The following is a 19,315-nucleotide window of genomic DNA, read 5'->3' as shown; positions in this document are numbered from 1 at the left end:
ATGCGCAATGCTCACATGCACTCGGGCAGAGGTATCCTACAAAGTACCCAAAAATTGATGTACTAACATAACATATTTAAGGTTATACAGGATTAATATTCTGAGGTTTTAAGAAAGAAGTTTGAAAAGTTGGTATAGATGGAATGAATAGTAAAAGACCGATACTATAGCGATAGACGAGGCAGATCCTCCGTAATCTGAGCACGATCTATTAGAAGAGGTCTGTAATAAGAACAATCAAGAGGAGGGACACAATGAATTATACTGGCATACTTTTTATTCTGACTTCTGCAGTTTTATGGGGGATTACAGGCGGCGTTGGAGATATTTTGATGAACAGAGGCTGGAATCCAGCGGTTATTGCCTTTTACCGTGGGTTTATAGGGTTTATTTGCTTTGCACTCTGGTACTTAATCAGACGGAAAGTCATTAAGATCAAGAACAAAAATCCTTACTTTTACTCATGGGCAGCGGTGGCTGGAATAGGTGTAGCAGGGAACTTCCTGTTTTACTTTCTAGCGATAGAATCAACCGGCATCCCGATTGCGGCAACGTTAATGTATACAGCACCTATCTTTGTGTTACTCGTTTCCTTTTTACTTGGCATTGAGCGCTCTTCCCTATTTAAATGGGCAAGCATTGCTTTCGTTCTTGTAGGGGTAATCTTGTTAACAGGGGCTTACAACTCAGGTAGTTCTGTTTCGTTTATGGGGATCGTCGCTGGTTTAAGTGCAGGGATCTCTTACGCTTTATTTATATTTGGATTTAAGAAAGCCGCTAAATTAGGTAGTCCTCAAGCTACACTAACGGTTGCTTTCCTATTCTTTATTCTGGTGCTTGCCCTCCGTATAGACTTCGGAGAAGCGGTTTCCGTCGTAAGCTCAGATGATATTGGAATGTTTATCATTTTAGGAATTATCGGTGCTGGTCTGTCGTTTATCCTTTATGTCCGCGGGGTCAAACGAACAGCTCCTTCTACAGCTTCCATAATAGCTATGGTGGAACCTGTAACAGCTTCCTTGTTCGGTATTGCGTTACTTGGAAATGAGTTAACGCTAATGCAATATGCCGGAATGGGACTAATCTTAGCCACCATTACCATTTTAAGCGTGAAACAATCTTCTTAGGAAGGGGGCTAGGGAAGTGTTCTAGACGCACGGAAATCCTCATAGGCTAAAATGTAGATTGACAGAATATTAAGTAAACGCTTACAATTTAAGTTAGTTACTAGTCATTCGTACAGTTTATGTGGAATTTAGGTGAAGTCAATGAGTCCAAAGATTCCGATAGGGAAGTTAGCGCTGTTAGTATCATCCTTAACAGATGAAGAATTAGAGCCGTTCACGGATCAGTTAAAAGACGTCGAGTATTGCACAGGCAAAGCCGGATCCATGAATATGCAAAAAATTATCGCTGCCGTGGAAACAGCAGCGAAGCGAAATCATATTATAGTAGATGACGTATACAGAGAAACCCACGCCCTTTACCATGCTATTTTAGAAGCATTAAACGGCGTCATGAGAGGTCAGATCGGTGCTGGGGATATGATGCGAACCGTTGGTTTAAAGTTCGCCATCGTGAGAGGCTCCCCGTACGTCGAGTTAGAAGAAGGAGAATGGATCGCCGTCGCGTTTTACGGCACCATCGGAGCACCTGTAAAAGGGCTTGAGCACGAGGCCTTTGGTCTTGGTATTAATCATATTGGATAATTAAGAGTTGCCTATAGTCATTAGTTATGAGGAGGCGACAATGGTATTCCTATGCCATTGTCGCCTCCTTTTTTTGGCTCAATATCTCTTGCGAAGTTGAGAGGAAGTTTCCGTCAGTTTGGTGGGGTGTAAGGTGGTTCGGGAAATCACTCGCTTTCCGCGGCGAGCTGGGAAGCCTCCTCGTTCGCTTACGCTCTCTGTGGGGTCTCCCCTAGATAGAAATGTGCAAGCGTGGTGCCTAGGACCGTACGGGCAAGGCTGCTTTTTGGAAAAGGCGATAAGCCTTTGGAAAAAAGATGACTTGTCTCGCTAGGTCCTCCACGCTGGAACTAGACTGGCTCCTACTGCCGCAGGAGTCTCGCGATTTCCCGAACCACCTTTGCTATATATGGGGAAACGGAAACTTGCCAAAAACCTACTAAAAGCCATTTTGAAGACTGCTTGCCATAGTCAAACAAAGGGGCTGTTCAGTCAAATTAGGCCAAGGGGTGTCTTTGGAACGGGGAGACTCCTGCAGGAGAAAGAGGTCGACGAGACCCCGCAGGGTGTTTTTCCCGAGGAGGCTCGACAGCTCGCCTGCGGAAAGCGAGTCGTTCCAAAGACACCCCTAGCACTCACCCATGGGAACAGACCCACTCATGCTAAAATGTCTCAGCCTCGGCTGCTCAATAGTACCCCTGATCTTAAACAAAACAATTTTAATAGGAGTTGATCAGTGTGATTGAATTAACGGGATCTACGTTAACTTTAAAAGAAATGAAACGAATCCTTTTTGACAAAGAGAAGATCGTAATTGCGCCTCGGAGTTTAGAGAATGTTAAGAAGAGTCGAGATGTTGTGGAAGGTATTGTGAGAGAGGGGAAGACGGTCTACGGGATTAACACTGGCTTTGGAAAGTTTAGTGATGTCAGGATTCATGAGAAAGATGTGAATAAGCTGCAGCTCCATTTAATACGCTCTCACGCGTGCGGGGTTGGGGAACCTTTCCCGAAGCTTGTCAGTAAAGCGATGGTGGTTTTACGATTAAACGCTTTATTGAAAGGGGTTTCAGGCGTTCGTCCTTGTCTTGTGGAGCGGCTTCGTGACCTTGTTAATGAAGAGATCATACCTGTCGTTCCGTCACAAGGGTCCCTTGGGGCGTCTGGAGATCTTGCTCCTTTATCTCACCTTGCTCTCGTGCTTGTCGGTGAGGGAGAGGTGTATGACGGAGAGGCGACGAAACCGACGGCTGAAGTCTATGATGGGCGAGGAATGGCCCCTCTTGAATTAAAGGCGAAAGAAGGATTGGCGCTTATAAACGGTACACAAGCGATGACGGCGATGGGCGTATTAAATTATTTGAAAGCGGACCAGCTTATGGAGCAGTGCGACTGGATTGCTGCGATGACGTTAGAATCACTTGAAGGCATTATCGATGCGTTTCACCCAGCCATTCATGAAGCCCGCGGGTATCCGGAGCAAATGGAAGTGGCCGAGCGGATCCGAACGATTACAAAAGGAAGCAAGCTAATCACAAGACAAGGGGAGAAGCGCGTGCAGGATGCGTATTCCCTTCGCTGCATCCCTCAGGTGCACGGTGCTTCGAGGCAGAGTTTATCCTATGTAAAAGAAAAGCTTGAGATCGAAATGAATGCAGCGACAGATAATCCCCTTATTTTAGACGACGGGGCAACAGTCGTTTCAGGTGGGAATTTCCACGGGCAGCCGATTGCTCTTGCGATGGACTTTATGAAGATTGCGGTGGCCGAACTTGCGAACATTTCAGAACGTCGCGTCGAGCGCCTAGTCAATCCGCAGCTCAATGACCTGCCTGGGTTCTTAAGCCCTGATCCTGGACTGCAATCAGGAGCTATGATTTTGCAATATACCGCAGCTTCTCTTGTTTCAGAGAACAAAACGCTCGCGCATCCGGCAAGTGTAGATTCCATACCGTCATCTGCAAACCAGGAGGACCACGTCAGTATGGGCACGATTGGAGCCCGGCACGCGTATCAGATTGTCTTAAACGCCCAGAAGGTGCTTGCGATCGAGTTGATCTGTGCCCTTCAGGCTTTAGAGTACCGGGGAGTGGATAAGGCGTCAAAAGCTATTCAAGATCTACATCAAAATGCGCGGACCGTCGTCGCGTCTATGGAAGAAGACCGTGTCTTTGCCCGTGACATTGACGCGCTAACAGGATGGCTTGAGCGTACAGCGTTTCAATGGGAACTTACAAAGAACGAATCGATTACAAACTGATAAAGGGGGAATTTCGTGTTCACAAATGCTGTTCTAATAAGTGTGCTTATAATGGTCGTCCTAAGTCTTGTCAGGGTAAATGTTATTTTTGCTATTTTGATTGCTGCGATTACAGCAGGACTGGTTTCCGGATTGAATGTAACAGAAGCCGTTGAAGTGATCGTTTCAGGAATGGGCGGTCAATCGAACACGGCCCTTAGCTATATTTTGCTCGGAATCTTCGCTGTCATGATTGGCCTCTCAGGTATTACGACCATTCTTGTGCAGCATATGCTACGTATTATAGGAAAGCAAAAAATCATCCTCGTCCTGGTGATTGCGGGTATTGCGTGTTTATCTCAAAACGCAGTCCCGGTACATATTGCGTTTATTCCAATACTGATCCCGCCGCTCTTGCCGCTCTTTAATAAACTGAAAGTGGATCGTCGCGCGGTTGCTGCTGCTCTTACATTTGGATTGAAGGCTCCGTACATTATGATCCCGGCGGGCTTTGGATTAATCTTTCAGGGCATTATAAGGGATGAGATGAAAGCGAACGGGATGGAGATTGCTCTTAGCGATGTGACTCAAGCGATGCTTCTTCCAGGACTCGGCATGGTTGTAGGATTACTCATTGCTGTTTTCGTCACGTATCGTAAAGACCGTGTGAGTAAGAAAAAAGATGGACTTCACGTTGAGCCTGAAGATGAAGGGATTCCTGAAGACTTTTATGAACAAGAGAAGGTTACGTGGAATCTCGGCCATACCATGACCGTCTTAGCCATTCTCGTCGCACTTGTTACGCAGCTTATGACGGATTCTCTCGTTATTGGAGCGTTATCTGGTATTATCGTGATGTTTGCAACCAGGGTGGTGAAATTCTCTCAAGGAGAACGGGTTGTTCACGAAGGCATTGGAATGATGGGGATGATCGCCTTCGTCATGCTAATTGCTTCAGGTTACGCAACGATATTAAAAGAAACAGGTGCTGTATCTGAACTAGTAGAACGAACCGATGGGTGGCTCGACGGGAACCACGCCCTTATTGCGACGGTTATGTTACTTGTGGGGCTTGTCATTACGATGGGAATTGGCTCTTCATTCGGAACCATCCCGGTCATCGCAGCCCTTTACGTTCCCATTTGCCTAGCGACCGGTTTCTCACCCGTCGCAACAGCAGCGCTAATTGGCACAGCAGGAGCCCTGGGCGACGCAGGCTCCCCAGCATCAGACAGCACCTTAGGCCCCACATCAGGACTGAATGCCGACGGGCGCCATAATCACATCTGGGAAACCTGCGTCCCCACCTTCCTCCACTACAACATCCCGCTCTTTATCTTTGGCGTGCTAGCGGCTGTGTTGTTTTAGAGGTTGGATAGAGGGGGGGATGTTTCCGTTGCCGTTAGGTAGAGGAAGGTGGTTCGAGAAATCACTCGCTTTCCGCGGCGAGGTGTTAAAACCTGATGCTCAAGAATGGTAATAGCCATCGCCCCTCTTGTATGAAACTGGTTCGTAAATCTCATCCTAATGGTGTAAGGTGGATCAGTGAGGAGGAAATACAGATGAAACAAACAGATGAACAATTTATGAGAAAAGCGATTGAAATGGCTAAGCAAGCCCGCGCAGAGGGGAACGAGCCCTTTGGAGCGATTCTTGTAAAAGATGATGAGATAGCGATGATTGGGGAGAATCAAATCAATTCTCTATGTGACCCAACCCATCACGCTGAGATCGGGTTAATCCGCAAGTTCTGTTCAGAACATAACCTGTTTGACCTAAGTGAATATACTCTTTATACAAGCTGTGAGCCTTGTGTGATGTGTTCAGGAGGAATGGTGTGGGCGAATCTTGGTAAAGTTGTCTACAGCGTAAGCCACGATCAACTAGCTGAGATCGCAGGAGATAACATTATGATCTCCTGTAAAGAAGTCTTTGCTAAGAGTCCGAACCAGCCTGAAGTGGTAGGAAACGTGTTAAATGAGGAAGGCCTAAACGTATTTGAAGGGTATTCTTTCTCATAAATTCTTATATGGATCGTCTGAAGCAGTCCGTCTGACGGGCTGCTTTTTTGAATTAGCTCCAGCAATGTAATGTAAATTATTCCTTAAAATGTTAATAGGATTCTGGTAAACTATTCTACATGAATAATTCGGAAAGAGGGATAGCTTGGAAGGAATTCTTTTTATTCTGGCCATTGTTTTAGCTATTCTATCTTCTTTTCTCCTAAAATCATATTTAGATAAAGGGGATAGGATAAAAAGACACGCTATTGATGAAGAGATTACTCAGGACGTGGTATGTTTTCCTGCAAAAGAAGGGAAATGGTGGTCTTCTCCTGTTCTGTTATGGGGGACCTATGGCTTTTTACATGTTTATTTTGTTCTGTTTTTCAACGAGGATATTTTCCTTACAGGAACCCAAGCGATTATGGGATTTTGTGTTGTGATCGCTCAGAATCGTCAAAGCAGTGAAGATTTTGTCCGCTCTAAAAATGGAGTGCTTTATATTACCCGTGGTCCTGTCTTGAGCCGGAAAGTCGTTGACCTTCGTCATCTATTACGAGTTGTGGAGACTCGCAAACATTTGTCGTTTTATCAGGAAAATGCGCGCATTGCCCGTATTCCTTTTAGGGAACTTCGACAAGAAGACATACCTCGTCTAAAAGAAGAGATAGAGGCATATATTCCAATTCGTAACGAATAGTAGGCTACTTTAGTAGGGGATATTGAGTAAAAATAAAATAGAATTTTCTGTCGAATGAGCCAAAAGTCTTTCCTTTTATAGTAAAATTAGAGGATATTCAAAAAGCTAGGGGTTATACGATGGAGAAACTATATTTTGTAGCAGGACTCGCCGTCGGACTTTTCTTGTTTAGTGTATACACCTCCTATGTCAAACACCGTTGGAAAGAAAAGAATGATAAAGAAAAGCAAATCTACCAACTTGTAGAAAACTCAAGAGACATCATTTATATTGTCCAATTTCAACCAGAACAAAAACATATATACATTAGCCCGGCTCTAGACGCTTACTTAGGGAAGGGCATTGTAGAAGCGTCATTAGAAGATCCGTTTTTCCCTTTTAAATTGATACACCCTGATGATGTGGACATTTTAGAGAGAAAAATCACCGATCAAATCGATTATTCCAAACCTTTTGTGCAACGGTGGCGAAATCGTAGGGGAGAGTACCGGTGGTTTGAGGAATACGCCTCCCCTGTCTATAACGAAGACGGTGACTTAGTTGAACTCCACGGAATTTTACGTAACATCGACGAGAAAGTTCAACTTCAACAGAACTTAGAATATCGAAGCACCCACGACGCCTTAACCGGACTCTTTAATCGCGATTACTTTGACCGCTTGATGGAGAAATACGACCATGAAGTCGAGTCATCAGTCGGGATGATTTTGTGTGACTTAGACAAGTTAAAGGATATGAACGATCGCTATGGTCATAAAAAAGGCGATGCCTATATCCAAAAAGCAGCCGACCTCTTCGTCGAATCCACCCCCGAAAACGCAGTCGTCTCAAGAGTCGGTGGTGATGAATTTACGATTTTGCTAACAGAAACGACACAAGAAGAGGTAGGAACGATCTTTAATAGAATAGAAGAAAAAATCACGACCCACAACAACCAACATAGAAACGCCCGACTACACGTATCTATGGGCTACGCCTTTAGAGGTCACTCTCCAGGTCACATGGAGGAGCTCTTCATCGAAGCCGACCAACGCATGTACCAGCACAAACGCTCCAAACCACAAGTCTATTCCCATACATAATAAAAGAGAGGCCCTGGCCTCTCTTTTTTGTTGGAGTCTGGGGGCGTTACGTTTATGAGTGGATGGGGCGGCTGGGGAACGACTCGCTTTCCACGGGCGAGCTGTCGAGCCTCCTCGTTCGCTATCGCTCTCTGTGGGGTCTCGTCGACCTCTTTCTCCCGTAGGAGTCTCCCCGTTCCCCAGCCACCCCCTGGCTATTGTCTAACAAACGCCCCGTGGTGAATGATGTAGGTTTTCTCATATATGGCATGTTTCCGTTGATCTATATGTGGCAAGGTGGTTCGGGAAATCGTGAGACTCCTGCGGCAGTAGGAGCCAGTCTAGTTCCAGCGTGGAGGACCTAGCGAGACAAGTCATCTTTTTTCCAAAGGCTTATCGCCTTTTCCAAAAAGCTGTCTTGTCCGTACGGTCCTAGGCACCACGCTTGCACATTTCTGTCTAGGGGAGACCCCGGAATGAGCGCAGCGAATGAGGAGGCTTCCCGGCTCCCCGCAGGAAAGCGAGTTGCCCCCAGCAAACCCTAGCTCTTTTATAGCAACGGACCTAATCCAACTTTAAGTCACTTTTCATCTGGAATAAACATGATAAAATATAGAAGGAAAGACTGGCGTAGGAGGAGACTAATTTTGAAGAAATACATTACCATCCTTGTACTAATCCCCTTAATCCTTTTGGGGTTGTATACATTTGCGGTCATGTTCCGCGGACCGTTTGGGTTTGAGGAAATGCCGATCGACAAACTAGAACAAGTAGCCGAATACGAATCAAAAGAAGGCGAATACACCATCCGCATCTTAGAAAAAGGCGGAGCACCGATCAACAAAGAATGGACCTACATCGGAGCCTTGTATGAAGGAGACACCTTCGTTCGAAACGTAATCTGGATTGAGGAAGAAGTTCCTCTTGAATGGACAGGCGAAGAAACCATCACCTTCACAAACGCTGAGGGAGAAGAAGTAGACGTGAACGTCATAGAAGATACGTATGACTTTAGAGGATTTCCACTATAAACATCCTTACACCATTAGAAAGTAGTTCAATTATTGGAAGGGCCTCTTCTAATAGGTTGAACTACTTTTTTATATGGAAGAAGAACGAAACATGTAGCATAAGGAATTTATGGGCAGTATTATACTCAGCATCCCGCTGTGGGCCGTTTCTCTACTTTTGTAAGGGGTGTCTGGGGAACGGGGAGACTCCTACGGGAGAAAGAGGTCGACGAGACCCCGGAATGAGCGTAGCGATTGAGGAGGCTCGACAGCTCGCCCGTGGAAAGCGAGTCGTTCCCCAGACACCCCAACCACCGCACAAACGTAACGGCCCCTCCCACTAATACATAATGAATCATAACTCATACAGCACCATCATCCCCCATATAGTATAGGAAACCACCTGGATGGAGTGGATTGCTAATGTGGGGAAGCAAAGATTTAGTAAATCTAATAAGTACCTTTCTACCACCTTTCTCAGAAATTATCGCCTTTAACGGAGAGCCTGTAGTCAGTGCTACAGACCTAGATAGGGATGGCATCGCTGAGGTCATAGGAGCTTACTACTGGCAGGGCGAGCATTATGTCATCGTTCTAAAATGGGGCGCGGGGAGATGGCAAGTGGCCTCCTGCTGGATGGACAGTAGCCTGCAGGGTGCCAGAGACCAACAGGTTCCCTATGAATCTTTCGTAAATAAAGACGGGATTGATTTGTCCTCGCTTCAATACCTTTCTTCTGAGAAGGAGAAGAATATGAAGTTTGAAGAAGCTCTGAAGAAAGAATTTCAAATTCGTCCGGAAGATAAGGTGAGGTACTATTATAATAAAGTAGATTTGAATGATGATGGGAAGCCTGAAGTATTCGTCTTGCTGGTAGGCCCCACACTCTGTGGGACCGGGGGTTGCAGTGCTGCGATCTTTAAAGAAAAAGAGGGGGAGTACGCTCTGCTCACTAGATTCAGTGTCGTCAACAATCCGGTCATTGTTAGTGACCAACAGACCAATGGGTATAGGGATATCTTGATGAATGTGTATGGAGGGGGGATTGTACCTTTCTTTGCACGGCTGAAGTATGATGGGAGTACCTATCCGGGCAATCCATCCGTTCAACCTAAACTAGAGCCTGGCACGAAAGTAGAAGGAGTCGCGATCGTGGCGGATGATCTAATGAAAAGTCCAGGGATTGAGATTTCGTCCTGAAAGTGGGGACGTGAGATCTTGAAGAAAGCTGTAATGGGTTACCCTCGTTATGGCTTTTTTGCTATTCATAGGTTCTCCTTTTTTTAGGAGATGGACTCTAGTATTATAAATTCTATAGGAGGGGTTGGATGGATCGACGTGAGGAATCAGAAAAGGAAAATCCGTTCGCATCTTGCCTCACATCCTTTGCCGATGGCTGCGCGGTGATCGGGTGTTTGAGTGGGGTGCTGTTGTTTGTGGGGATCCCGGGGGCTCTTCTTTTCGTAAGTCAGTGGATATAAATCGGAAGAATCGAAATCACGAGCCTATTCATGATTTCCTCTGGCGTGATAAACTAATAGAAAAGGCATGAAATCGTTATCATAGTGTCGGGGAGTGGGTTCAGATGGAGTTGATTGGGGATAATCACAAGCAGGATGTATTTGATACGTTTTTTGAGAACGGGAATTTTTGTATTGTGGTGGTCGATCGTGAGGGTTATGTGACGTATATGAATGAAAGCTATTGCCGTTTCCTGAATCTTGACAAGGAGGAGGTCACGGGCAAGCATGTTACTGACGTCATTGAGAACACGCGCATGCACCTTGTGGCAGAGTCTGGGAAGGAAGAGATGGCGGATGTTCAATACATAAAAGGAAATTATATGATCGCCAACCGAATTCCACTTCGTTCAGAGGGGGAGGTCGTTGGGGCATTCGGGATGGTCCTGTTCCGGGATACAGAAGAGTGGCTCCAGATGAACAGTCATATCCGGGATCTCCTTCTTGAACTGAAGGCATATAGATCGAAACGCAGGGAGCAAACAGGCGCGACGTATGCGCTGCACCACATTATCAGTAGGTCGCAAGAAGTGGATGTGTTGAAGGATAAGATTAAACAAGTGGCGCCGAGCGATGTGTCTGTGCTTTTAAGGGGAGAAAGCGGGACAGGGAAAGAATTGTTTGCCCATAGCATTCATCATTTAAGTGAACGGAGTAATCAGCCGTTTGTTAAAGTGAACTGTGCAGCGATTCCTGAGGACCTTCTTGAATCAGAACTATTTGGTTACCAGGAAGGAGCCTTCACAGGGGCCAAGAAAGGGGGCAAGCCTGGTAAGTTTCAACTTGCAGACGGTGGGACCCTTTTCTTGGATGAAATTGGTGATATGCCGATCCATGCCCAGGTGAAAATTTTGCGCGTTTTACAAGAAGGGGAAGTCGAAGCGATTGGCGCCACCCATCCGCAGAAGGTCGACGTCCGCATAATTGCTTCAACCCATCAGCCCCTCGAACAGTTGATAAAAGATCAGCGCTTCCGTGAGGATTTATTTTACCGAATTAATGTCGTTCAGTTTCACGTCCCAGCCCTACGTGAACGAAAAGAAGATATTGGCGTGTTGGCGCGCTCTCTTTTGCAAAAGGTGACTGACAAGGTAGGGAAGCGCGTAGTCGATTTTAATGCTGACGTGTATGAAGCCTTTAAGCGCTACGCATGGCCTGGGAATGTTCGTGAATTAGAGAATGCGATTGAATCAGCCGTTCATTTGACGCGGTCAGAATTGATTGGACTAGAAGACCTTCCCGCGGCGATTCGATCCCATACAGATAGCCAATCCGCGGTGAAGACGTTAAAAGAAAGCCTGGAGGAAGCTGAGAAGCAGGCCATAAAAGATGCGATTCAGTTTGCAGAGGGGGATAAAGTAAAAGCAGCAGAGGTGCTCGGGATTGGTAAATCCTCTCTCTATGAAAAAGTAAAGAAGTACGGCCTTTAGGTCATTCCGGTATTTTGGAAAGTCATTCCGATAAAATGGAATGGCTTTTTTCTTTGTGTTATGTAAGGGTTTTCATAGTTGTCGCGCTTATTTTATCGAAGTATTCTGAAATTATGGAAAAGGTACTGAAGAAAGGTCCGCTCAACAACCATTCTGACAACCTTTCTAAAGTTGGCATGATTTTTGCATATATAAGGGTGAAGGGAGTGGGAAGTGATGAAAGAAATGTATACATCGTTCCAAGAAGCAGTAAAAGATATTAAAGATTATGACACGATTATGGTAGGTGGATTTGGCCTTGTTGGAATTCCTGAGAATTTAATTTTGGCGTTAGTGGAGTCTGGCGCAAAGCATCTGACAGTGATCTCGAATAACTGCGGAGTTGATGATTGGGGACTGGGCTTATTGCTTCAGAATAAGCAAATTGATAAAATGATTGGCTCTTATGTCGGTGAGAATAAAGAATTTGAGCGTCAGGTAATTGAAGGGGAACTAGAAGTAGAGCTTGTCCCTCAAGGAACCCTTGCAGAACGAATCCGTGCAGGTGGTGCTGGAATTCCTGCATTCTACACCCCGGCTGGTGTCGGTACACCGATCGCAGAAGGGCAAGAGGTACGCACCTTTGACGGGAAAGAGTACTTACTTCAGCACGCATTAAAGGCTGATTTCAGTCTCGTTCGCGCGGCGAAAGGGGACCGTTTGGGGAATCTTGTGTACAACAAAACAGCTCGTAACTTTAACCCGATGATGGCAGCTGCTGGGAAAGTCACGATTGCTGAAGTGGAGAAGCTCGTCGAACCAGGTGCCATTGATCCGGACCACGTACATACTCCGGGAGTTTATGTACAAGGAATGATTGAAGGGCAACAGGAAAAACGCATTGAACGCTTAACGACAAACCAGAACGCATAAGGAGGAATTATTGTGGCGAAACAATTAGACAAAGCAGCGCAGCGTGAGAAGATTGCGCGTCGAGCTGAGAAGGAAATTGAAAGCGGTTTCTATGTCAACTTAGGGATTGGCATGCCGACCATGGTAGCCAACTACATTTCAGAGAACAAAGAGATGGTGCTTCAGTCAGAGAACGGTCTTCTAGGAATTGGTCGCTATCCATATGAGGATGAAGTGGATCCAGATCTTATCAATGCTGGTAAAGAAACGGTGACAGCGGCTGTTGGAAGTGCATATTGCGATAGCGCAGAATCGTTCGGTATGATTCGCGGTGAGCATTTGGATCTGGCGATTTTAGGAGGAATGGAAGTCTCTGAAACAGGAGATCTCGCAAACTGGATGATCCCAGGCAAGATGATTAAAGGCATGGGTGGTGCGATGGATATCGTACACGGTGCGAAGAAAATTGTCATCATCATGGACCATGTAAACAAACATGGCGAACCTAAAATATTAAAATCTTGCAGTCTTCCTTTAACAGGTAAAGGCGTTGTGAACCGCATTATTACAGAGCGCGCGGTTATTGACGTGACCGATCAAGGATTAGAGCTTGTAGAACTTGCTGAAGGCTGGACGGTTGATGAGATCAAAGAATCTACAGAAGCTGAGCTTAAAGTAAGTAAAAATCTATTAGAAACAGCGTACTAGGCTAGGAGGAACACCATCATGGTAGAAAACAAAGTTGTATTCATTACAGGTTCTGCAAGTGGCATTGGATATGAAATAGGCGTTGATTTCGCAGGTAAAGGGGCAAAGGTTGTCTTTAGCGATATTAATGAAGAGAAGGTAGAAGAGGTTGCGCGTGATTTGAAAGACAAAGGCTATGACTGCATGGGGATTAAGTGTGACGTCACGAAAGAAGAAGAGTTGCAATCAGCAATTGACTCGACGGTTGAGCGTTACGGGCGACTCGATGTGCTCATTAACAATGCAGGTCTTCAGCATGTGTCTGCCATCGAAGAGTTTCCGACTGAGAAGTTTGAGTTCATGGTAAAAGTCATGCTAACGGCGCCGTTTATGGCGATTAAGCACGTGTTCCCGATTATGAAAAAGCAAGGATCGGGGCGTATCATCAATATGGCTTCTATTAACGGTCTTATTGGTTTCTCCGGTAAGTCAGCTTACAACAGCTCGAAGCACGGAGTCATCGGACTAACGAAAGTATCCGCGCTAGAAGGGGCAGAACACGGGATTACGGTCAATGCAATTTGTCCTGGATATGTGGATACACCACTTGTTAGAGGGCAGTTAGAGGATCTGGCGAAAAATCGTGACGTATCTCTTGAGAAAGTGTTAGAAGAAGTCATTTATCCGCTTGTTCCACAGAAGCGTCTTCTCTCTGTAGAAGAAATCGCGGATTATACAGCGTTTCTTGCAAGCGATGCAGCCAAAGGCGTAACGGGCCAGGCAGTCGTGATGGATGGCGGTTATACAGCACAATAATCGATGGGAGTGGAAAGAATGGAGAACGTATATATTTTAGAAGGAGCTCGTACGCCTTTTGGTAGTTTCGGAGGCGTATTAAAGGATGTTGATCCAACGCAGCTTGGGGTCACAGCGAGTAAGGGAGCGATTGAGCGAAGCGGTATCCAGGCGGAGGATCTTGATTTCTCTGTAATGGGAAATGTGATTCATTCTGCGAAAAACGCGCCTTATTTAGCGCGCCATATCGCGCTTCAATCGGGCATTCCATATGAGAGTCCGGCTCTTGCGGTCAATCGTTTGTGCGGGTCTGGACTGCAGTCTGTTGTATCAGCCGCGCAATCGATCCAGCTTGGTGAAGGTCAAGCCGCTTTAGCAGGTGGGGTAGACAGTATGAGTCTTGCGCCTTATGCTTTACATGGGAGTCGGTTCGGTACGAAGTTAGGAGCACCGAAGCTTGATGATATGCTTTGGGCCGCTCTGACAGATGAGTATATCGGTGCTGGTATGGGCGTAACGGGTGAGAATCTGGCGGATAAATATGAGATTTCCCGTGAAGAGCAGGATGCTTATGCGGCACGTAGTCACCAAAGTGCAGCCGCAGCACGTGAGTCTGGTAAATTTGCTGAAGAAATTGTGCCGGTTGAAGTGAAGACAAGAAAAGGAACTCAGGTTGTGGATACGGATGAGCATATTCGTGAAGATACAACGGCTGAAAAACTGTCTGGTCTGAAGCCTGCATTTAAGAAAGATGGATCTGTCACAGGCGGAAATGCAAGTGGCATTAACGACGGAGCGGGTGCCGTTGTGCTTGCAAGTGAATCGTTTGTAGAGTCAAAAGGTCTGAAGCCTCTTGGACGCATTGTTTCCTGGGCAGTCGCTGGCGTTGATCCGTCTATTATGGGCATTGGTCCTGCACCAGCAATCCGCATGGCGCTAGAGAAGGCTTCTTTAAGCTTAGAAGACATGAGCCTGATTGAAGTCAATGAGGCGTTTGCTTCTCAGTACATTGCAGTGGAGAAAGAGCTCGGCCTTAACCGGGATAAGGTGAATGTCAATGGAGGCGCGATTGCACTCGGTCATCCGGTCGGGGCAAGTGGAACGCGCGTATTATATACATTAATGAAAGAACTGAAGCGACGAAATGAGCGATACGGAGTCGCGTCGCTATGCATTGGTGGGGGCCAGGGCATCGCGATGATCGTAGAAGTATAAAACGAGAAAGATCTTTTTTGATCGATATTGGAGGATAAAGTATGCTTGGGATTTTCTTAGGGCTTGTCGTATTAATGGTGCTTGCCTACATAGGATGGTCAATCCTATGGGTGGCACCCATTGCGGCAGGTGTTGTAGCAATAACGGGAGGACTTGATGTCCTTGATGCTTATAAAGATACATATATGGGCGGGTTCGTCGCGTTCGCGAAGGACTGGTTCCCGGTCTTTATGTTAGGTGCAATTTTCGGTAAATTGATGGAAGACACAGGTATGGCACGTTCTGTAGCGGTTGCGATGACTAAAGTGATCGGATCACAGCGTGCGATTCTTGGTGTGTTAGCCTCGGCGGCTGTATTAACGTATGGCGGCGTAAGTTTGTTTGTAGTGGTCTTTGCGGTATATCCATTAGCGATTTCCTTATTCCGCGAAGCGAACATTAGCCGGAAGTTAATACCGGCAACGGTGGCCTTAGGAGCGTTCACCTTTACGATGACCGCACTGCCTGGTTCACCGCAGATTCAAAACCTGATTCCGATGGATTACTATGATACAGATGCCATGGCTGCCCCTGTAATGGGTATTATTGCAGCGATTATTATGGCTGGCGGTGGTTACTTCTACTTGCGCAGACAGGAGAAGAAGCTGACGGAAAAAGGCGAGGTCTTTACAGAACCAAAAGAGGAAAAGAACGCAGAGGAAGAGGTAGACACGCCTCACTGGATTCTTTCGTTCCTTCCGTTACTAACGGTTCTAATCACGCTGAATGTATTTGAACTTGATGTCATTGTTGCTTTAATTATTGGTATTTTAGTCATTATGATTATTAACGTAGCGAAATTTAAACGATTTGTCGGCGCGATTAACGCCGGTGCAAGCGGCTCGGTTATTGCCATTATCAATACAAGTGCCGCGGTTGGTTTTGGTACAGTTGTTAAAGCCGTTCCTGGTTTCGAACGGTTAACAGAGCTGTTAATGGGCGTCAAAGGTCACCCGCTGATCTCTGAAGCCATTTCAGTAAACATCCTTGCTGGTGCAACCGGTTCCGCCTCAGGTGGTATGGGAATTGCTCTAGAAGCGCTTGGCGATAAGTATTACGAAATTGCCATGAATACAGGCGTAAGTCCAGAAGCCTTCCACAGGATCGCATCCCTATCCTCAGGAGGACTAGACGCACTGCCGCACAACGGAGCGGTCTTAACGTTATTCGCCATCACAGGAATGACGCACAAAGACAGCTACAAAGATATCTTCGTTGTAGCTGTATTAATTCCGGTACTATCTGTCGCAGCCGTCATCGCACTAGCAGCGATCGGCATCCTTTAAAAGAATGAAATGATGGAAAGGACACTCCTCTTGGGAGTGTCCTTTTTTAGTGCTTTAGTGTGGTGACGGGTGTCAGGCGCGGTTTGGCGCTTTAGCGAGGTGCAGGGTGTCAGGCACGGTTTGGTGCTTTAGCGTGATGGTGGGTGTCAGACATGGTTTGGTGCTTTAGTGTGGTGGTGGGTGTCAGACACGGTTTAGTGCTTTAGCGTGATGACGGGTGTCTGACACCCTTTCGTGCTTTAGCGTGCTGGGGCGGGGTGGCTCAAGTTGAGGGGGAGTGGCTCAAGAGCGTACTGACAGGCTCAAGATCAGCGGATTTTGGCTCGAGCGTTCGAAATAGGAGCTCAAGTTAGGGATCACTGGCTCAAGTCGAGGTTTCTCGGCTCAAGTTAAACTAGAGGGGCTCAAGAATACGGGAATCCGGCTCAAGCCCCAAGCCGCAAGCAGCTGCTTTTGTTTTTTCCTATGCGAATGTGGAATTTACAGGGGATTAGATGTTTGTCCGAGGAAGTTGTCCAACTTCAGACATACGATGAAGGGTAAGATAAAAGGAAATGGGGCAAACTCGTGGAAAAGCGGGGCTTCAAGAAGATGTGGATCGTGCACAAGTACAACCTATGCAAACGATCAATCAGTTTTACGTGGATGCTTCATTCCTTTGTGGAGGGATTTTATGTTAAGAAAATGGATGTTGTCCCTTGTGATTTTGATGGGTGCCTTCTTTGTTCCAGCATCAGCCCCTGCTTCTTCGCACCTCTTTGACGATATCACCTCCTACCAGATCTACTACGACCCAGTTACAACGAAAATAGAAAAAGACATGAAGCGGTACGACCTTGTCATTTTAGAACCCCGAGAAGTGACGAAAGAGCGGGTTGCTCGCATCCGTAGAAATGGAACGCTTGTTTTAGGCTATGTCAACCTAATGGAAGCCGACGAATGGAATGTTGAGGTGATGAAACAGCTCAAGCCACAAGACTTCTTTTACGAGAATGGTCAAAAGGTATTCTTCCCTGAATGGGATTCGTATTTGATGGACCTGACCTCTTCTCATTACCAATCCGTTTTGAAAAAGGACTTGAAAAAACAGGTCATCGATAAAGGATTCGATGGGATCTTTCTTGATACAGTTGGAGACATCGATAACGAGCACGCGCATCGCAAGTCTGTTTTAAACGCACAACGAGATGCGTACCTTGAATTTCTGCAGTTTCTCCGAGATGAATACGGTCAAATCCCGATTATTCAGAACTGGGGTTTTGACACATTGAAAGCTGTGTCCGCGCCTCTTGTGGACGGGGTCATGTGGGAAGGATTCGACTACAATGCGGTGGCGCGAGATTCGTGGAGTCAAGAAAGAATAGCCGAACTGACGAAGCTTCGAAAGAAATATGGTGTTGATGTGTTTACGGTTTCATACGAATCGAAGAATCGTAGCACCAACTATGCTAAAAGACGTGGCTTTATCCACACCCACGAACCAGACGGTTATAATAAGTGGACCTATGTGAAAAAGCTTTCCCCTTAAAATGGGAAAGCTTTTTCTATGGGTAATTTTAAAAATCTGGTAAACATTTGAGATCCGAGTAAAACTACCTATTCATAGAAGCTTATTATACAATAATCTTATATAAATATTTTTGAGGAATTTGACCTACACGAGTCTAGGAGCACATATAGTTTGATAAAGAGATAATAAAAAGATAAAGAAAGTGTGAGGCGGTATGGAGACGATACTGGTGACAGGTGGTGCGGGGTTTATTGGGTCTCATGTATGTGTGGAATTGGTGCAGGCTGGGTTTCGGGTCGTCGTGATTGATAATTTCGTGAACAGCACACCAGAATCTCTCGAGAGAGTCGAGACCATTACAGGGGAACGGCTCCACTGGATGGATGTCGACATGATGAATCTTGAATCGCTTGATGAAGTGTTTCAGACGTTTTCGATTGATGCTGTTATTCATTTGGCAGGCTTAAAAGCAGTAGGAGAGTCAGTGGTCGATCCTCTCAGGTACTACCTTCATAATTTGACTCCACTCCTCCATTTATGTGAATGCATGCAGAAGCATCACGTTCATCGACTGGTATTCAGTTCCTCAGCGACGGTATATGGGCCTCCTCAACAGGTACCGATACTAGAGACGCACCCCATCAAGACAGAGAACCCCTACGGCAGAACAAAGCATATGTCTGAACAAATTCTAGAAGATTTTCAACGAGCCTATTACCCTATGAAAATCGTGATTCTCCGATACTTCAACCCAATTGGTGCTCATTCAAGCGGGCTGATTGGTGAGAATCCGGTAGGTGTGCCGATGAACATTATGCCGTACCTGACAGAAGTGGCAGTTGGGAAACGTCCTGTGCTTCATATTTTCGGTGATGATTACCCTACCAGAGACGGAACGTGTATAAGAGACTTTGTGCATATTACAGACCTCGCGAAAGGTCATGTGAAAGGCGTCGAGGCAACAGACCGTATGAAGTCTGGTGTGAGTGTATACAATCTTGGCACTGGAAAAGGGACGACGGTGAAAGAGCTTCTTCATACATTTGAAAGGGTCACACAAAAAACGATCCCCTATTGGATTACCGTTCGACGTCCCGGAGATATTGCTGTTTCTTACGCAGATGTTCAAAAGGCAGAGGAAGAGCTTGGCTGGAAGGCGACTAAAGAGATCGAGGACATGTGCCTGGATGCTTGGAAGTGGCAGCGTCTTAATCCGGCGGGCTATATAAAGAAATAAGCATA

The 19,315-nt window shown here is 46.1% G+C and carries 19 protein-coding genes; all 19 read left to right on the top strand.

The features are described 5' to 3' along the window. Positions 1–254: 254 nt before the first annotated feature. Positions 255–1,127, top strand: a complete 873-nt coding sequence (locus LQ226_RS12345; protein WP_231418215.1) for a DMT family transporter — start codon at positions 255–257, stop codon at positions 1,125–1,127. A 141-nt stretch (positions 1,128–1,268) separates the two neighbouring features. Continuing rightward, entirely contained in the window at positions 1,269–1,709 is a 441-nt protein-coding gene (gene hutP / locus LQ226_RS12340; protein WP_231418214.1) for a histidine utilization transcription antiterminator HutP, read from the top strand. 717 nt (positions 1,710–2,426) lie between these two features. Then, positions 2,427–3,947 (top strand): histidine ammonia-lyase, encoded by a 1,521-nt coding sequence (gene hutH / locus LQ226_RS12335; RefSeq protein WP_231418213.1) that lies wholly within the window; start codon positions 2,427–2,429, stop codon positions 3,945–3,947. Between the two features lie 15 nt (positions 3,948–3,962). Next, positions 3,963–5,294 (top strand): Na+/H+ antiporter family protein, encoded by a 1,332-nt coding sequence (locus LQ226_RS12330; protein WP_284526890.1) that lies wholly within the window; start codon positions 3,963–3,965, stop codon positions 5,292–5,294. A gap of 194 nt (positions 5,295–5,488) precedes the next feature. Continuing rightward, positions 5,489–5,947, top strand: coding sequence for a nucleoside deaminase (locus LQ226_RS12325; RefSeq protein ID WP_231418212.1), 459 nt, complete (start codon positions 5,489–5,491; stop codon positions 5,945–5,947). 145 nt (positions 5,948–6,092) lie between these two features. Beyond that, positions 6,093–6,629: a hypothetical protein gene (locus LQ226_RS12320; RefSeq protein WP_231418211.1), complete on the top strand. Its 537-nt coding sequence runs from the start codon at positions 6,093–6,095 to the stop codon at positions 6,627–6,629. A 119-nt stretch (positions 6,630–6,748) separates the two neighbouring features. Next, the gene (locus tag LQ226_RS12315; RefSeq protein WP_231418210.1) at positions 6,749–7,711 is read left to right on the top strand and encodes a GGDEF domain-containing protein; all 963 of its coding nucleotides are present in this window, start codon (positions 6,749–6,751) and stop codon (positions 7,709–7,711) included. Positions 7,712–8,337: 626 nt separating this feature from the next. Beyond that, positions 8,338–8,721: a DUF5412 family protein gene (locus LQ226_RS12310; RefSeq protein WP_231418209.1), complete on the top strand. Its 384-nt coding sequence runs from the start codon at positions 8,338–8,340 to the stop codon at positions 8,719–8,721. Positions 8,722–9,123: 402 nt separating this feature from the next. Beyond that, on the top strand, positions 9,124–9,900 hold the full coding sequence (locus tag LQ226_RS12305; RefSeq protein ID WP_231418208.1) for a hypothetical protein: 777 nt from the start codon (positions 9,124–9,126) through the stop codon (positions 9,898–9,900). Between the two features lie 128 nt (positions 9,901–10,028). Then, positions 10,029–10,181: a hypothetical protein gene (locus LQ226_RS12300; protein WP_231418207.1), complete on the top strand. Its 153-nt coding sequence runs from the start codon at positions 10,029–10,031 to the stop codon at positions 10,179–10,181. A 104-nt stretch (positions 10,182–10,285) separates the two neighbouring features. Beyond that, on the top strand, positions 10,286–11,650 hold the full coding sequence (locus LQ226_RS12295; RefSeq protein ID WP_231418206.1) for a sigma-54 interaction domain-containing protein: 1,365 nt from the start codon (positions 10,286–10,288) through the stop codon (positions 11,648–11,650). A gap of 216 nt (positions 11,651–11,866) precedes the next feature. Next, positions 11,867–12,562: a CoA transferase subunit A gene (locus LQ226_RS12290; RefSeq protein WP_231418205.1), complete on the top strand. Its 696-nt coding sequence runs from the start codon at positions 11,867–11,869 to the stop codon at positions 12,560–12,562. A 12-nt stretch (positions 12,563–12,574) separates the two neighbouring features. Next, complete coding sequence (locus tag LQ226_RS12285; protein WP_231418204.1) at positions 12,575–13,249, top strand: 3-oxoacid CoA-transferase subunit B; 675 nt, start codon at positions 12,575–12,577, stop codon at positions 13,247–13,249. A gap of 18 nt (positions 13,250–13,267) precedes the next feature. Continuing rightward, positions 13,268–14,044 (top strand): 3-hydroxybutyrate dehydrogenase, encoded by a 777-nt coding sequence (locus tag LQ226_RS12280; RefSeq protein WP_231418203.1) that lies wholly within the window; start codon positions 13,268–13,270, stop codon positions 14,042–14,044. A gap of 18 nt (positions 14,045–14,062) precedes the next feature. Then, on the top strand, positions 14,063–15,238 hold the full coding sequence (locus LQ226_RS12275) for a thiolase family protein (RefSeq protein WP_231418202.1): 1,176 nt from the start codon (positions 14,063–14,065) through the stop codon (positions 15,236–15,238). Between the two features lie 41 nt (positions 15,239–15,279). Continuing rightward, complete coding sequence (locus tag LQ226_RS12270) at positions 15,280–16,563, top strand: GntP family permease (RefSeq protein ID WP_231418201.1); 1,284 nt, start codon at positions 15,280–15,282, stop codon at positions 16,561–16,563. Positions 16,564–17,117: 554 nt separating this feature from the next. Next, entirely contained in the window at positions 17,118–17,243 is a 126-nt protein-coding gene (locus LQ226_RS20990) for a hypothetical protein (protein ID WP_255688557.1), read from the top strand. Next, the gene (locus tag LQ226_RS12265; RefSeq protein ID WP_231418200.1) at positions 17,237–18,091 is read left to right on the top strand and encodes a glycoside hydrolase family 191 protein; all 855 of its coding nucleotides are present in this window, start codon (positions 17,237–17,239) and stop codon (positions 18,089–18,091) included. Before LQ226_RS20990 ends, LQ226_RS12265 begins: the two co-directional genes overlap by 7 nt. 196 nt (positions 18,092–18,287) lie before the next feature. Continuing rightward, positions 18,288–19,310, top strand: a complete 1,023-nt coding sequence (gene galE, locus LQ226_RS12260) for a UDP-glucose 4-epimerase GalE (protein WP_231418199.1) — start codon at positions 18,288–18,290, stop codon at positions 19,308–19,310. The last annotated feature ends 5 nt before the right edge of the window (positions 19,311–19,315 follow it).

The sequence above is a fragment of the Pontibacillus sp. HN14 genome, from assembly GCF_021129245.1.
Taxonomy (GTDB): domain Bacteria; phylum Bacillota; class Bacilli; order Bacillales; family BH030062; genus Pontibacillus.
Note: the sequence above shows the minus strand (reverse complement) of the source record. Positions and strands in the feature narration are given on the sequence as shown.